We start from the raw sequence: 15233 nt of genomic DNA, 5'->3' as shown, positions 1-15233 counted from the left end.
ATTTTTGATGGTCTGGCCGACACGGGAAGACTGGACGGCGATACCGTATTTTTCAAGCGGGTGAGCGCTGCCGACGGATCGATCGCGGCAAAGTTTCCCCATGAATTGTGGGGTTTTCCAAGGATTTGTGACGAAAGCCAATCTTAAGACTCGGCCGCTACCTTTGGTTGGGGACTGAGGGAATTACATTGAAAATCATTGACGTTCTGCGCCACCGTATTCGGGCGGCCGCCAGGTTTGCGAGACCATCGCTCATACCGGCAGCGATCGCCGGCCTTGTCGTCTTTACCGGCGGGCACACTTACGAGCGGCAGAATCGGGAAAACTTCCAGAACGACCTCAGGATCGACGCGGAGAATGAGCTGAACCTCATCGCCAACCGGCTGCAATCGGAGGTAAACACCAACATCGCGGCGCTGAACGGCTTTGCCAACAGCATTGGCGTTCACCCGGCCATGACGCCTGACGATTTCACCGTCATGGCTACGAAACTGCTTTTGCAGAATCCGCAGATGGCGCGGGCCTCGGCCGCGCCCGGCGGGGTGGTGCGGATCGCCTTCCCGCGCGAGAGCCAGCAATGGTTCGTCGGCAGTGATTTCAACAGATTCGGCGCCACGCGGCATGCCGTCGAGCGCGCTTCGTCGACGGTGAGGCCGGTGATGATCGGTCCGATTCGTCTGCCGAGCGGCCGCAGCGGTTTTGAACTGTTCCTGCCGGTGTTCTCGAAAATCCAGGGACGCATGGAGCGCTGGGGGTATGTCGAGGCGATCATCGACGAGAAGGCGCTTTACCGCGCGGCGCGCCTGCTCGAGTCGGGCGGCGAGGCGCCGGAACTGGCGCGGGATCACCGCCACATCGACGTTCACCTGGCGATCCGCGACATCTCCGAGCCGGAGCGCATACAGGATGCGTTCTATGGCGACGACGCTCTCTTTCGCGCCGCGCCGGTCACGCGCCGGCTCGAGCTCGCGGGCGGCGTTTGGGAGCTTGCGGCCATGCCGGTCGGCGGCTGGCGGCAGCTTCCCGAAAACAGCGGCTTCATCCAATTGGCGATCGCGGCCGCTGTCACCGTGGTCGTCATTCCGATCCTGCTGGCCGGTGGCCTCGTCAACGAACGGCAGCGCAACATCGCCAAGCTGAAGGCGCGGGAAGGGGAGGTGATGACGCTGTCCCATCGCCTGAACCTGGCGCTCGACGCGTCGAAGATCGGGATATGGGAGATCGACGTCGAGACGCAGCAGCGCTCCTGGGACGACCGGATGTTCGATCTGCACGGGCTGCAGGTTCACCTGGAGGAGCCGACATACGACGAGTGGCGCGCAACGGTGCATCCTGACGATGTCGGCATTGCCGCCAACGCGCTCTTCCGCAGCCTGGACGATGGGCTTGAGTACCGGTCGCAATATCGCGTCGTCCTGTCGGACGGAAGCATACGCCATATCCGCAATGTCGGATCGAGCTACCGCGGGCCCGATGGCCGCGCAAAGGTTACCGGCATCAGCTGGGATGTCAGCGACGACGTGCTGAAGAACGAGCGGCTGAGCGCGGCCAAGGCGCAGGTCGACCAGCAGAACCTCGAACTCGAACAGGCCCTGAAGGGGCTTTACGAGCGCGAACAGGATCTGGAATTGCTTTCGCGCCGGCTCGACCTGGCGCTCGATTCCTATCGCTGCGGCATGTGGGAAGCGGATCTCGACAACAACGTCGCCTACTGGGATGAGCGCATGCACCAGCTCTATGGCCTGGTCTACACCGACGGCGCTACGAACGAGGAAATATGGCTCACGACACTTCATCCCGATGATCGCCAGGCCGCTCTGGAAGCGGTCAATCGCGCCATCGCTGCGGACGAAACCTATGTGCATCAGGCGCGGGTGGTGCTGTCGGCCGGAAGCGAGCGCCATATTCGCTCGGTCGGCAAGCTCCATGTCGCGCCGGATGGCGCGCGCAAGTTCGTGGGCATGGCGCTCGATGTCACCGACGATGTGCTGATGACCGAGCAACTGCGCGCAGCAAAGGCGATGGCGGACGCCAAGAACGCCGAACTGGAGCAGGCGCGCGTGCGCATCGAGCACAATGCGCTTCATGATCCGCTGACCGGACTCGGCAACCGCCGCATGCTCGACAAGGCGCTGGAGCGCCTGACGACGACGGCGCGTAGCGATCGGGAAGACATCGCCATCCTTCACATCGACCTCGACAGGTTCAAGCAGATCAACGACACGCTCGGACATGCCGCCGGCGATGCCATGCTGATCCATGCCTCCGAGATCCTGAGGGCGAACACCTCGCCGGGCGATATCATCGCCCGCATCGGCGGCGACGAATTCGTGGTCGCCGTTACCGGTGCTGCCGGCGAGGCGGCACTTGCGGCGCGTTGCGATCGCATCATCGCGGCGATGCGGCAGCCGGTCGACTACAACGGATTTCCCTGCCGCTTCGGCGTCAGCATCGGCGTCGCAGTCGGACAGGGGGCGGAGATCGACGCGCGCAAGCTGCTCGTCAACGCGGACATTGCGCTTTACCGCGCCAAGGAAGCCGGCCGCAACCGCTACCAGTTCTTTACCGAGCTGCTGCAGGCGGAAGTCGTGACCGCCAAGCGCACCGCCGACGAGATCCTGGAAGGCATCGAGCGCGACGAGTTCGAGCCCTGGTATCAGCCACAGTTCGATGCGACCACGCTTGCGCTTTGCGGCGTCGAGGCGCTGGTACGCTGGAAGCATCCCCGCGAAGGCATCCTGACGCCGGATCGTTTTCTCGGGATCGCCGATGAACTCAACGTCACGGCGATGCTCGATCGTCTCGTTCTGGAAAAATCGCTCACCGATCAGATGCGATGGGCTGCTGCCGGCGTTCGCGTTCCCAAGATCTCTGTCAATGTCTCGGCCAAGCGGCTGCAGGACGATGACCTTCTGTCCTCGCTTGAAGGTCTGAGCATCGCGCCCGGCCAGATCTGCTTCGAGCTGGTGGAATCGATCTTCCTCGATGAGAGCGACGATATCGTCGCCGCCAACATCGAGGGGATCAAGAAGCTCTGCATCGATATCGAGCTCGACGATTTCGGCACCGGCCATACCTCGATCGTCAGCCTTTTGAAGATCAAGCCGAAGCGGCTGAAGATCGATCGCCAGTTGGTGGTCCCGATACTGAGCGCCCGCCGCGAGCAGGCGCTGATCCGTTCGATCATCGAGATCGCCCGCTCGCTCAATATCGAGACCGTGGCCGAGGGGGTGGAGACGATGGCGCATGCCGAAATGCTCGGCATCCTCGGCTGCGACGTCCTGCAGGGCTACGCGTTTTCCCGGCCCTTGAGCTCAGAGAAGTTTCTCGCCTTTGCAACCGAACGCGGCCTGCGCCTGGCTTCGTGACGAAGCCTGCCTCGCCCGGCGCAAAAGTCTTTCCCCTTAACCGGCTTTGAACTAAGAGAGGGCATCCGCGTACGAAACGTACCGCCGTTGCTTGTTTAAGGTCCGGTAGCCTTCATGTCGCATAACACCTTTGGTCACCTTTTCCGTGTCACCACCTGGGGCGAAAGCCATGGGCCGGCGCTTGGCTGCGTCGTCGACGGCTGCCCGCCCGGCATCCGCTTCACGCTCGCCGAACTCCAGGCCTGGCTCGACAAGCGGAAACCCGGCCAGTCGCGTTTCGTGACGCAGCGCCGCGAGGACGATCTGGTCAAGGTTCTCTCCGGCGTGATGTTCGACGAGGACGGCGAGACGATGATCTCGACCGGCACGCCGATCTCGATGCTGATCGAAAACACCGACCAGCGCTCGAAGGATTATTCCGAGATCGCCAAGCGCTACCGCCCGGGCCACGCCGACTACACCTATGATCTGAAGTACGGCATCCGCGACTATCGCGGCGGCGGCCGCTCGTCGGCGCGCGAGACGGCGGCGCGCGTGGCTGCCGGCGGCATCGCCCGCAAGGTCGTTCCGGGGCTCGTTGTCCGTGGCGCCCTCGTGCAGATCGGCAAGCACAAGATCAACCGCGCCAACTGGGATTGGGCCGAGGTTGGCAACAACCCGTTCTTCGCGCCGGATCCGGAGATCGTGCCGGTCTGGGAAGAGTATCTCGACGGCATCCGAAAGGCCGGATCTTCGATCGGTGCCGTCGTCGAAGTGGTCGCCGAGGGCGTGCCCGCCGGTATCGGCGCGCCGATCTATGCCAAGCTCGACCAGGACATCGCCTCGAACCTGATGTCGATCAACGCCGTCAAGGGCGTGGAGATCGGTAACGGCTTCGGCGCGGCTGAGATCACCGGCGAGGAAAACGCCGACGAGATGCGCATCGGCGCCGACGGCAAGCCGGTCTTCCTCTCCAATCATGCCGGCGGTATTCTCGGTGGTATCGCGACCGGCGAGCCGGTGATCGCGCGTTTCGCCATCAAGCCGACCTCGTCGATCCTCACCGAGCGCCGCTCGGTCGACAGCGACGGCAACGAGGTCGATGTGCGCACCAAGGGTCGCCACGATCCGTGCGTCGGCATTCGCGCGGTGCCGATCGGCGAGGCGATGCTTGCCTGCACGATCGCCGATCACTACCTGCGTGACCGCGGCCAGACCGGCCGTCTCAAGTAAATAGCAAGCGGTCCAGCAAATTCGGGAAGAACACCATGTCCTATGACCAGAAGCGTGTCGTCGATGCCATCCGCGCCTTCGAGGCCGGCGAAATCGTCGTCGTGACCGATGATGACGGCCGCGAGAACGAAGGCGATTTGATCGTCGCGGCGGTGCATTGCACGCCGGAAAAGATGGCCTTCATCGTGCGCCACACCTCGGGCATCGTCTGCACACCGATGCCGCGCGAGGAGGCGAAACGCCTCAACCTCAACGCCATGGTGGCGGAAAACGATTCCGCCCACACGACCGCCTTCACCGTCTCGGTCGATTTCAAGCACGGCACGACGACGGGCATTTCCGCCGACGACCGCACGCTGACGGTGCGCAACCTCGCCAATCCCAATGTCGGACCGACGGACTTCGTTCGCCCCGGCCACATCTTCCCGCTGGTGGCGCGCGAAGGCGGCGTTCTCATGCGCTCCGGCCACACGGAAGCGGCCGTCGACCTCTGCAAGCTTGCCAGCCTGCCGCCGATCGGCGTGATCTGCGAACTCGTCAACGACGACGGCACTGTGATGCGCGGACCCCAGGTGGCGAGCTTCGCCGAGACCCACGGTCTGAAGCAGGTTTCGGTCGCCGATCTCATCGCCTATCGCCAGCGCAAGGAAACGCTGATCGAGCAGGGCGGTTCCTTCGACATCGAAACGCCCTACGGTCCGGCCAAGGGGCATTCCTATTCTCTGCCCTGGGATCCGATGCAGCATCTCGCCGTCGTCTTCGGCGATATCCGTGATGGTGTCGATATCCCGGTCCGCCTGCATCTCGAAGATGTCGGCGCCGACGTCTTCGGCAAGGACTGCCAGATCGATCGCATCATGAAGCGCATTGCCGACGAGGGCAGGGGTGTCATCGTCTACCTGCGCGAAGGCTCGGTCGGCGTCGGCGTGTCGCAGACGGCGCGCAAGGGCAAGCATGACCGCGAGGCGCATGACGAGGCCCAGGCGCGCGAAAACGAGTGGCTGGAAATCGGCCTCGGCGCGCAGATCCTGAAGGATCTCGGCATCAGCTCCATCCGGCTGCTCGCCTCGCGCGAACGCCACTATGTCGGCCTCGAAGGCTTCGGCATCAAGATCGTCGGGACCGACATCATCTGAGACGCGACGCAATCGCAACGCATCAGGCCCGGGTCATCGACCCGGGCCTTGTCTTTTGTGCTCGGTCTCTGCCAACAAAAAAGCCGCGTGCGAGGCGCGGCTTTCTCCAATTGAACCTGCTGGTAGCTGCCGATCAGGGCAGCGCGTCGTAGCCTTCGCCGAAGCCCTTGAGGTCGACCGGGATGCCGATGCCTTCTTCGGGCGACTGGAAGACGATGAAGGTCGCCTGCGCGCCGGAGCGGAAGGTCTTCAGGAGTTCGTCCTCGAGTACGACCTCGGCGTAGCAGCCGTCGGAGAAACAGCGAACGAAATAGGCGCGGCCGATATCCTTGCCGTCGACATTGAGGCCGAGGCCGTTCGGCAGGAGCACGCCGAGCGGGGCAAGCACGCGCAGGATCTTCGCCTTGCGGTCGGCTGTCTTCAGTACCACCACGGACAGGCCGACTTCCGGCCGGTCCTCGGCAATGACGTTCTGCATCAGGGCGCACTGGTCGGCAGAAGCGCCCGGCGGCTGATCGCAGACGATCGACCACGCGCCATGGTTGGACTTGACCGTGCCGGGCGTGCCGGCGGGCTGCTGGGCCATGCTTGCGGCGGGCAGAGCGATAAGGGCAAGGCCGAAGGCGGCGAAGGCCGACAGTCGGGAAAAGAGGGGCAGGCCCATGTAAACCTCAAAACGTCGAATCATCAGGGCTATTCTTGAAGCGCGCTGGATTAAATGAAAAGCCCTTCGGGGCACATTCCAGCGCCATATGGCGGAAATTGGGCGGGTTGGGCGCCCTGTCCGCTGCGTTGCCGCTCGAGCGCTGCATAATCGCGTCGCTGAGCACGCAGAGGAGCCTCTATAGGTTGTTTCACCACGGGTTTCGAGGGGTGCCTGTGTGAAAAGCAACGTTTGTGCAAAAATGCCGCATGGGGTTGATTGGTCAGATGTTGCGGCATCGGACAAACTGTGGTTTGAAGCGCAGCAGTATCGCAGGGATTCTGCGTTCCGGTTTGATCCTGATCAAGCGCATTGGGGAGACACATTGTGAAAAACAAGGCTTATGCAGTTCTGGCAGCGCTTGCCTGTCTGCTTTTTGCTTCGAGCGCCTTTGCTGACAAGCCTGTCGATTGGCAGACGAATTTTCAGTCGGCCGCTACGGGCATTATGGAAGAAATCACGTGGTTTGAACATTATACCCTGTGGTTCATCATTCCGATTACTCTTTTCGTTCTCCTCCTTTTGATCATCGTCGTGGTCAAGTTCCGCGAAAGCGCGAACCCGGTTCCCTCCAAGACCAGCCACAACACCGCGATCGAAGTCGTCTGGACCGTCGGTCCCGTCGTCGTTCTTCTCTTCCTCGCCATTCCGTCGTTCCAGCTCCTGACTGCACAGCTGACGCCGCCGGCCAATCCGGATCTGACGCTCAAGGCGACCGGCAACCAGTGGTACTGGTCCTATGAGTATGAAGTTGGCGAAAGCCCGCTCACCTTCGACAGCATCATGATGAAGGAAGAAGATCGCGCCAACCTCGGCAAGGAAGACAAGAAGGAATATCCGCGCCTGCTCGCCGTCGACAACGAAGTCGTCGTGCCGGTCGGCAAGACGGTTCGTGTCCTCGTCACCGCTGCCGACGTGATCCATGCCTTTGCAATGCCTGCCTTTGGCGTGAAGATCGACGCCGTTCCCGGCCGCCTGAACGAAACCTGGTTCAAGGCCGAGCGCGAAGGTCTCTACTACGGCCAGTGTTCCGAGCTCTGCGGTAAGGACCACGCTTACATGCCGATCGCCATCCGCGTGGTTTCGCAGGAAAAATACGACACCTGGCTCGCTGCCGCCGCAACGAATATCGGCGATGCGAACAAGGCGCTCATGGCGTCCATCGACGCGGCAAAGACCGTCGACGTCGCCGCCAACGCCGCACAGTAATCGGAAGGGGAGCTCGACCCATGGCTGGAACAGCCGTTCATCACGATCAACGCCATGATCACTCCGATCATGGTCACGCAGACCATGCGCACAAGCCTTTGAGCTTCTTCCAGCGCTGGTTCCTGTCGACCAACCACAAGGACATCGGCACGCTTTACCTGATCTTCGCGATTTTCGCGGGCATCATCGGCGGCACGCTGTCGATCTTCATGCGCGCCGAGTTGCAGGAGCCGGGCATCCAGATCTTCCACGGTCTGGCGCAGATGGTTTACGGCTTCGAGGGCGATGCTGCCATCGATGGCGGCAAGCACATGTTCAACGTGTTCACGACCGCGCACGCGCTCATCATGATCTTCTTCATGGTCATGCCGGCGCTGATCGGTGGCTTCGCCAACTGGATGGTTCCGATCATGATCGGTGCGCCGGACATGGCGTTCCCGCGCATGAACAACATCTCTTTCTGGCTGATCATTCCGGCCTTCCTGCTGGTGCTGCTTTCGATGTTCGTCGAGGGCCCGGCCGGTGCCTATGGCGCGGGAGGCGGCTGGACGATCTATCCGCCATTCTCGACATCGGGTATGCCAGGACCGGCGATGGACTTCGTCATCCTCGGCCTGCACATTGCCGGCGCGTCCTCGATCCTCGGTGCGATCAACTTCATCACCACGATCCTGAACATGCGCGCTCCGGGCATGACGCTGCACAAGATGCCGCTCTTTGCCTGGTCGGTTCTGATCACCGCCTTCCTGCTTCTGCTCTCGCTGCCGGTTCTGGCAGGCGGCATCACCATGCTGCTCACCGACCGCAACTTCGGCACGGCCTTCTTCGCGCCTGAAGGCGGCGGCGACCCGATCCTGTTCCAGCACCTGTTCTGGTTCTTCGGTCACCCGGAAGTTTACATCCTGATCCTGCCGGGCTTCGGCATCGTCAGCCACATCGTTTCCACCTTCTCGCGCAAGCCGATCTTCGGCTACCTCGGCATGGCCTACGCCATGGTCGCGATCGGCGCCGTCGGCTTCATCGTGTGGGCACACCACATGTACACCGTCGGCATGTCGCTCGACACGCAGCGCTACTTCGTCTTCGCGACGATGGTCATCGCTGTTCCGACCGGCGTTAAGATCTTCTCGTGGATCGCGACGATGTGGGGTGGTTCGATCCGCTTCACGACCCCGATGGTCTGGGCGATCGGCTTCATCTTCCTGTTCACCGTCGGTGGCGTCACGGGCGTTCAGCTCGCCAACGCCGGCCTCGACCGCTCGCTGCACGACACCTACTACGTGGTTGCGCACTTCCACTACGTTCTGTCGCTCGGCGCCGTGTTCGCGATCTTCGCTGCCTGGTACTACTGGTTCCCGAAGATGACCGGCTACATGTACTCCGAGTTCGTCGGCAAGCTGCACTTCTGGGTCATGTTCATCGGCGTGAACCTGATCTTCTTCCCGCAGCATTTCCTCGGCCTCGCCGGCATGCCGCGCCGCTACATCGACTATCCGGATGCCTATGCCGGCTGGAACATGGTTTCGTCCTACGGCTCGTACATCGCAGCCGTCGGCGTGCTGATCTTCCTCTTCGGCGTCTTCGAAGCCTTCGCCAAGAAGCGCGTCGCTGGCGACAACCCGTGGGGCGAGGGCGCGAACACTCTGGAATGGCAGCTGTCTTCGCCGCCGCCGTTCCACCAGTGGGAACAGCTCCCGCGCATCAAGTGACGGGCAACCAACAGAAGCCGCCGGTTCCGGCGGCTTCACCCCGCCGGGAAACCGGCGACACACGGCCCTTGCGGCCGGGACTAAAGCAGGGACAGGACATGACGGTCATCGACAATCACGAAGCAGTCGGCATGGAAGGCGTAGCGCGCCTGTCCGAAGCCTCTGCGCGCGATTATTTCGAGCTTTTGAAGCCGCGTGTCATGTCCCTCGTCGTCTTCACGGCATTCGCCGGACTGGTGCTGGCACCAGGACACATCAATCCCTTCATCGGTTTCATCGCCATCCTCTGCATCGCCGTCGGTGCAGGCGCCTCCGGCGCGCTCAACATGTGGTATGACGCCGACATCGACGCGGTCATGAGCCGTACCGCCAAGCGCCCGATCCCGGCCGGCAAGATCCTGCCGCAGGAAGCGCTGGCCTTCGGTCTGACGCTGTCTGCCTTTTCCGTGATCATCCTCGGGCTCGCCGTCAATTGGCTCGCAGCCGGGTTGCTCGCCTTCACCATCTTCTTCTACGTGGTCATCTACACGATGTGGCTGAAGCGCTCGACGCCGCAGAACATCGTCATCGGCGGTGCTGCCGGCGCCTTCCCGCCGATGATCGGCTGGGCCTGCGTGACCGGCGCGGTATCGATCGAAAGCATCGTGCTGTTCCTCATCACCTTCCTGTGGACCCCGGCGCATTTCTGGGCGCTGGCGCTGTTCAAGATGGGCGACTACGGCGCCGTCGGCGTGCCGATGATGCCGAACGTCTGCGGCCAGGCGACCACCAAGAAGCAGATCGTCATCTATGCGGTTCTGACCGCTCTCATTGGCATCTGTCCCACCTTGCTCGGTTTCGCGAGCATCGGTTACGGCATCTTCGCAACGGCCCTCGGCCTCGGCTTCGTCTGGTACTCGATCGGCGTGCTGCGCATGCCGGAATCGGACGAGCGCATGCTGCCAGCCAAGAAGCTATTCGCCTTCTCGATCATGTACCTTTTCGTGATCTTCTCCGCCCTGATGGCGGATCACCTGATCGTCAATGTCTGGCTGAACGCCGGGAGTATTGCCTGATGGAAACCGTCAAGCTCACTGATGCCCAGAAGAAATCGCGCCGCGGCCGCAACATCGCGCTCGGCTTCGTGCTCTTCGGCCTCGTCGTCCTCTTCTACATCGTCACGCTGATCAAGTTCGGCAACGGCATGGTCAACTGAGGCAAACTGGCATGACGAATTCACCGGAAACGGCCTCCAAGCAGCGCTCCAACCGCGTCGTCGTCGGCACCTGCCTGGCCTTTGTCGGCGGCATGGTCGGCATGGCCTATGCGGCGGTGCCGCTTTACGACATGTTCTGCCGCGTCACCGGTTACAACGGCACGACGCAGCGCGTCGAGCAGGCATCCGACGTCATCCTGGACGAAAAGGTGAAGGTTACTTTCGACGCCAACACCTCGGGCGGCCTGCCCTGGGAGTTCAAGCCGGTCCAGCGTGACATCGACATCCGCATCGGCGAGACCGTGCAGGTGATGTACAAGGCGAAGAACCTGTCGTCTAAGCCGACGACAGGTCAGGCGACCTTCAACGTCACGCCGATGCAGGCGGGCGCCTATTTCAACAAGGTGCAATGCTTCTGCTTCACCGAGACGACGCTGCAGCCGGGAGAGGAGATGGAGATGCCGGTGGTGTTCTTCGTCGATCCGGACATCGTCAAGGCGGTGGAAACCAAGGACATCAAGACGTTGACGCTTTCCTACACCTTCTATCCGCGCGAACCGTCGAAACCGGTCGCACAGGTGAAGACGGAAGAGAACAAACTTTGACTGGAGGTCCTTTTCGGCTATGCCGGAAAGGCGACAAGAGAGAGACATATCGGGGATTACTGACATGGCCGGTGCGCATCAGAAGAATCACGACTACCACATCATCGACCCGAGCCCCTGGCCGCTGCTTGCCTCGATCGGCGCCTTCGTCATGGCGTTCGGCGGCATCTGCTACATGCGCTACCTGTCGGGCAGCTCGCTGAAGATCTTCGGCTTCGAGCTCGCCAACGTCTGGATCCTGCTCGCAGGCCTCATCATCGTCCTCTACACCATGTATGGCTGGTGGTCGGACACGGTGAAGGAAGCGCACGAGGGTCACCACACCCGCGTCGTCTCGCTGCACCTGCGCTACGGCATGATCATGTTCATCGCTTCGGAAGTGATGTTCTTCGCGGCCTGGTTCTGGGCCTTCTTCGATGCGAGCCTGTTCCCTGGCGAAGCCATCCAGGCAACCCGCGCCACCTTCACCGGCGGCGTCTGGCCGCCGAAGGGCATCGAAGTGCTCGATCCGTGGCACCTGCCGCTCTACAACACCGTCATCCTGCTGCTTTCGGGTACGACGGTCACCTGGGCACACCACGCACTGCTGCACAATGACCGCAAGGGCCTCGTCAACGGCCTGACGCTGACGGTCGTTCTCGGCGTGCTGTTCTCCTTCGTCCAGGGCTACGAGTACGCTCACGCTCCGTTCGCCTTCAAGGACTCGATCTACGGCGCGACCTTCTTCATGGCGACCGGTTTCCACGGCTTCCACGTTCTGGTCGGCACGATCTTCCTGCTTGTCTGCCTGGTTCGTGCGCTGCGTGGCGATTTCACGCCGAAGCAGCACTTCGGTTTCGAAGCCGCCGCCTGGTACTGGCACTTCGTTGACGTCGTCTGGCTGTTCCTGTTCTTCTCCATCTACATCTGGGGAAGCTGGGGCGCGCCGATCGCGCACGGCTGATAGCGCGAGCATCTAAGTCAAGGAACAAGGCGGTTGCAGTCATGCAGCCGCCTTGTTCTTTTGGTGGTGTGCCCGCAGATCGGCTTGAGGGGAGACGGAAATGAGGTTGGCCTTGGTGGCTGCGACGCTAGTGGTATCCGGCGGCTTTCCCGCTGCGGCGGCCGATAGCGCGGACAGGGTTGTCGTGCACAAGGAGCGGCGGCTGTTGCAGCTCTTCCAAGGTGACCAGGTGATCCGTGAATACACGGTTGCGCTCGGCGGCAACCCCATCGGTCACAAGCGTCAGGAGGGAGACCAGAGGACGCCGGAAGGGCTCTATTCTCTCGACTGGCGCAATCCCGGCAGCGGTTACTACAAGTCCATCCACGTCTCTTATCCGGCGCCGGCCGATGTCTCTGCCGCTGCCGCGAACGGTGTCGATCCGGGCGGCATGATCATGATCCATGGCCAGCCCAATTATTTCGGCTGGCTGGCCTTTTTGACGCAGCGCTTCGATTGGACGAATGGCTGCGTTGCCGTTACCAATGCCGAAATGGATGAAATCTGGGCACTGGTCCCCAACAACACGCCAATCGAGATCAAGCCGTGAGTGAAGACAAGGCACATTTCCCGCCGGTGGATCCGGTGATGACCGGGATCAAGGGGCTCTGCCCACGCTGCGGCCAGGGCAAGCTCTTCGATGGCTTCCTCAAGGTGAAGCCCGCCTGCGCAAGCTGCGACCTCGATTACCGTTTCGCCGATGCCGGCGACGGTCCGGTGGTCTTCGTGATCCTGATCGTCGGTTTCATTGTCGTCGGCGCGGCGCTCTGGGCGGAGGTCAACTTCAACCCGCCGCTCTGGCTGCATTTCATCTTGTGGATCCCGCTTGCGGTGATTTTCAGCCTCGGCCTGACGCGGATGCTGAAGGGTATCCTGATCAACCTGCAATATCGCAACAATGCGCGTCCCGGCGAGATCGACCGTGGCTGAGATCGCGACCAGCAAAAAGCGTGGCCTGATCGGCCGCATCGGCACGTTGCTGCTGCTCGTCGCGACATTTGCCATTCTTGTCTCTCTCGGTACCTGGCAGATGCAGCGGCTGCACTGGAAGGAAGGCCTGCTTTCAGCCATGGCCGAGCGCAGGTCTGCGCCGCCGGCGACGCTTGCCGAGATCGAGAAGATCCTCGCTGATGGTGGCGACATCGACTACCGCACGGTTTCGGTGACCGGTGGGTTCGACCACACCAAGGAGCGGCATTTCTTCGCGACGTTCAATGGCCGCACCGGCTATTACGTCTTCACGCCGCTACGGCTGGACGACGACCGTTTTCTCTTCGTCAATCGCGGTTTCGTGCCTTTCGAGCAGAAGGATGCATCGACCCGGCTTGCCGGCGAGCTTCCCGCGTTCGTTGGCGTTCATGGTCTTGCAAGGCCGAAGCTTGACGGAAAGCCGTCGTCGCTCGTTCCCGACAACGACCTCGCCAAGAACATCTTCTACTGGAAGGATCTCGACACGATGGCGTCTTCGGTCGGCCTTCCCACCGACAAGGTCGTGCCGTTTTTCGTCGATGCCGATGCGGCGCCCAATCCCGGTGGTCTCCCGATCGGCGGCGTCACCCAGTTCGACCTGCCCAACAACCACCTGCAATATGCCCTGACCTGGTATGGGTTGGCAGGCGCGCTGGTTCTGGTCAGCGGCGTCTACGCGTTTCGGCGGGGGCGATAGCCGCGCGCTTGCCGTCATGGTAACGCTGGTGTGACGACCGCGAGGGCAACGATGACGATCATCGCGAACACACTGATTGCCTTGACCGGCTTGCTGCATGTCGGCTTTCTGGTGCTGGAAATGTTCCTGTGGACCGGTCCGAAGGGAAGGGCGGTCTTCCGCATGACACCGGAACAGGCCGAGACGACACGGGTGCTCGCCGCCAATCAGGGGCTCTATAACGGCTTTCTTGCCGCCGGCGTGTTCTGGTCGTTGATCCAGGCGGAAGCCTCCTTTGCCTTTCAGCTGAAGGTGTTCTTTCTTGTGTGCGTGGTCGTTGCCGCTATATATGGCGCGTGGTCGGTCAAGCCGCGCATCCTCCTCATCCAGGGCGGCCCGGCGATTGCAGCGCTCGTTTTCCTACTAATGGCATCCTGATCCATGGCATCATCAGCGGCAGAAAAATCCCCGATCACCATCCGCCTTTGCGGCCCGCGCGGCTTCTGCGCCGGCGTCGACCGCGCGATCCAGATCGTCGTCCTGGCGCTGAAGGAATTCGGCGCACCGGTCTATGTCCGCCATGAGATCGTCCACAATCGCTACGTCGTCGAAGGCCTCGAAGCCAAGGGCGCAATCTTCGTCGAGGAGCTCGACGAAATCCCGCCGGAACACCGCAAGCAGCCGGTGGTCTTCTCCGCCCATGGCGTGCCGAAATCGGTGCCCGCCGATGCGGATGCCCGCAACCTCTTCTATCTCGATGCCACCTGTCCGCTGGTCTCCAAGGTCCACAAGCAGGCGATGCGCCACAACCGTCTCGGCCGCCACGTCGTCTTGATCGGCCATGCGGGTCATCCCGAAGTGATCGGCACCATGGGCCAATTGCCGGAGGGCGCGGTCTCGCTGGTCGAGACCGTCGAGGACGCCGACGTCTACCAGCCGCCGGATCCGGACAATCTCGGTTTCGTCACCCAGACGACGCTGTCGGTCGACGACACGGCCGGCGTCATCAAGCGGCTGCACGAGCGCTTCCCGAACCTGACGGCGCCGGCCGCCGATTCGATCTGCTATGCCACCACCAACCGCCAGGAGGCGGTGAAGCAGGCTGCACCCGGCTGCGACCTGTTCCTGGTCGTCGGCGCGCCCAACTCATCCAATTCCAAGCGCCTCGTCGAAGTGGCGCTGCGGGCCGGCGCGAAGAAATCCGTGCTGGTCCAGCGCGCGTCGGAAATCGACTGGGACGAGATCGGCGATATCGCTACCGTCGGCCTATCGGCCGGAGCGTCGGCGCCTGAGGTGATCGTCAACGAGATCATCGAGGCGTTTCGCGAACGCTACGACGCGAAGGTGGAACTTGCCGATACGGTCGAGGAAAACGAGAACTTCCTCGTCAACCGCGAGATCCGTCACGTGCCGCTGACTTCAGCCGACATGGCCTTCGTCAACGGCGAATAAGCCGTATTTCCTGCCCG

General features: G+C 62.1%; 15 protein-coding genes. 14 read left to right on the top strand and 1 reads right to left on the bottom strand.

The window, feature by feature from the left end; genetic code table 11:
* The first annotated feature begins 188 nt into the window (after nt 1-188).
* From XB14_RS13605 to ribB, 3 genes are all read left to right on the top strand, one after another.
* Complete coding sequence (locus XB14_RS13605; RefSeq protein ID WP_077962149.1) at nt 189-3368, top strand: EAL domain-containing protein; 3180 nt, start codon at nt 189-191, stop codon at nt 3366-3368.
* Nucleotides 3369-3482: 114 nt separating this feature from the next.
* On the top strand, nt 3483-4580 hold the full coding sequence (aroC, locus tag XB14_RS13600; RefSeq protein ID WP_077962148.1) for a chorismate synthase: 1098 nt from the start codon (nt 3483-3485) through the stop codon (nt 4578-4580).
* A gap of 35 nt (nt 4581-4615) precedes the next feature.
* On the top strand, nt 4616-5716 hold the full coding sequence (ribB, locus tag XB14_RS13595) for a 3,4-dihydroxy-2-butanone-4-phosphate synthase (protein ID WP_077962147.1): 1101 nt from the start codon (nt 4616-4618) through the stop codon (nt 5714-5716).
* 133 nt (nt 5717-5849) lie between these two features.
* Here ribB and XB14_RS13590 read toward each other — a convergent pair whose 3' ends face one another.
* A complete protein-coding gene (locus XB14_RS13590) occupies nt 5850-6380 on the bottom strand; it encodes an invasion associated locus B family protein (protein WP_077962146.1) in 531 nt (176 codons plus the stop codon).
* A gap of 366 nt (nt 6381-6746) precedes the next feature.
* Between XB14_RS13590 and coxB the strand changes: the two genes are divergently transcribed.
* From coxB to ispH, 11 genes are all read left to right on the top strand, one after another.
* Nucleotides 6747-7628, top strand: coding sequence for a cytochrome c oxidase subunit II (gene coxB / locus XB14_RS13585; RefSeq protein ID WP_077962145.1), 882 nt, complete (start codon nt 6747-6749; stop codon nt 7626-7628).
* A 20-nt stretch (nt 7629-7648) separates the two neighbouring features.
* A complete protein-coding gene (gene ctaD, locus XB14_RS13580) occupies nt 7649-9337 on the top strand; it encodes a cytochrome c oxidase subunit I (RefSeq protein ID WP_034801224.1) in 1689 nt (562 codons plus the stop codon).
* A 98-nt stretch (nt 9338-9435) separates the two neighbouring features.
* A complete protein-coding gene (locus XB14_RS13575) occupies nt 9436-10392 on the top strand; it encodes a heme o synthase (RefSeq protein WP_077962144.1) in 957 nt (318 codons plus the stop codon).
* Nucleotides 10392-10532, top strand: a complete 141-nt coding sequence (locus tag XB14_RS32665) for a hypothetical protein (RefSeq protein WP_043619862.1) — start codon at nt 10392-10394, stop codon at nt 10530-10532. The genes XB14_RS13575 and XB14_RS32665 overlap by 1 nt, the downstream gene beginning before the upstream one ends.
* Before the next feature lie 11 nt (nt 10533-10543).
* Nucleotides 10544-11137 (top strand): cytochrome c oxidase assembly protein, encoded by a 594-nt coding sequence (locus XB14_RS13570; protein WP_077962143.1) that lies wholly within the window; start codon nt 10544-10546, stop codon nt 11135-11137.
* A gap of 64 nt (nt 11138-11201) precedes the next feature.
* Nucleotides 11202-12080 (top strand): cytochrome c oxidase subunit 3, encoded by an 879-nt coding sequence (locus XB14_RS13565; RefSeq protein WP_077962142.1) that lies wholly within the window; start codon nt 11202-11204, stop codon nt 12078-12080.
* Nucleotides 12081-12180: 100 nt separating this feature from the next.
* Complete coding sequence (locus XB14_RS13560; protein WP_077962141.1) at nt 12181-12669, top strand: L,D-transpeptidase family protein; 489 nt, start codon at nt 12181-12183, stop codon at nt 12667-12669.
* On the top strand, nt 12666-13049 hold the full coding sequence (locus tag XB14_RS13555; protein WP_077962140.1) for a DUF983 domain-containing protein: 384 nt from the start codon (nt 12666-12668) through the stop codon (nt 13047-13049). Before XB14_RS13560 ends, XB14_RS13555 begins: the two co-directional genes overlap by 4 nt.
* Entirely contained in the window at nt 13018-13785 is a 768-nt protein-coding gene (locus tag XB14_RS13550) for an SURF1 family protein (protein WP_077962139.1), read from the top strand. The genes XB14_RS13555 and XB14_RS13550 overlap by 32 nt, the downstream gene beginning before the upstream one ends.
* A 51-nt stretch (nt 13786-13836) precedes the next feature.
* Nucleotides 13837-14202: a DUF1304 domain-containing protein gene (locus XB14_RS13545; protein ID WP_077962138.1), complete on the top strand. Its 366-nt coding sequence runs from the start codon at nt 13837-13839 to the stop codon at nt 14200-14202.
* Nucleotides 14203-14205: 3 nt separating this feature from the next.
* Nucleotides 14206-15216 carry a 4-hydroxy-3-methylbut-2-enyl diphosphate reductase gene (ispH, locus tag XB14_RS13540; RefSeq protein ID WP_077962137.1) on the top strand — a complete coding sequence of 337 codons (1011 nt, stop codon included), beginning with the start codon at nt 14206-14208 and terminating at the stop codon, nt 15214-15216.
* Nucleotides 15217-15233 lie beyond the last annotated feature (17 nt).

The sequence above is a fragment of the Ensifer adhaerens genome (assembly GCF_002007205.1).
Lineage (GTDB): Bacteria > Pseudomonadota > Alphaproteobacteria > Rhizobiales > Rhizobiaceae > Ensifer > Ensifer adhaerens_D.
Note: the sequence above shows the minus strand (reverse complement) of the source record. Positions and strands in the feature narration are given on the sequence as shown.

Bases quoted from the DNA above. Each gene is read 5' to 3' on its own strand.
- aroC (WP_077962148.1), top strand. From the start codon at position 3,483: ATGTCGCATAACACCTTTGGTCACCTTTTCCGTGTCACCACCTGGGGC.
- ribB (WP_077962147.1), top strand. From the start codon at position 4,616: ATGTCCTATGACCAGAAGCGTGTCGTCGATGCCATCCGCGCCTTCGAG.
- XB14_RS13590 (WP_077962146.1), bottom strand. From the start codon at position 6,380: ATGGGCCTGCCCCTCTTTTCCCGACTGTCGGCCTTCGCCGCCTTCGGC.
- ctaD (WP_034801224.1), top strand. From the start codon at position 7,649: ATGGCTGGAACAGCCGTTCATCACGATCAACGCCATGATCACTCCGAT.
- XB14_RS13575 (WP_077962144.1), top strand. From the start codon at position 9,436: ATGACGGTCATCGACAATCACGAAGCAGTCGGCATGGAAGGCGTAGCG.
- XB14_RS32665 (WP_043619862.1), top strand. From the start codon at position 10,392: ATGGAAACCGTCAAGCTCACTGATGCCCAGAAGAAATCGCGCCGCGGC.
- XB14_RS13570 (WP_077962143.1), top strand. From the start codon at position 10,544: ATGACGAATTCACCGGAAACGGCCTCCAAGCAGCGCTCCAACCGCGTC.
- XB14_RS13565 (WP_077962142.1), top strand. From the start codon at position 11,202: ATGGCCGGTGCGCATCAGAAGAATCACGACTACCACATCATCGACCCG.
- XB14_RS13560 (WP_077962141.1), top strand. From the start codon at position 12,181: ATGAGGTTGGCCTTGGTGGCTGCGACGCTAGTGGTATCCGGCGGCTTT.
- XB14_RS13550 (WP_077962139.1), top strand. From the start codon at position 13,018: ATGCGCGTCCCGGCGAGATCGACCGTGGCTGAGATCGCGACCAGCAAA.
- XB14_RS13545 (WP_077962138.1), top strand. From the start codon at position 13,837: ATGACGATCATCGCGAACACACTGATTGCCTTGACCGGCTTGCTGCAT.
- ispH (WP_077962137.1), top strand. From the start codon at position 14,206: ATGGCATCATCAGCGGCAGAAAAATCCCCGATCACCATCCGCCTTTGC.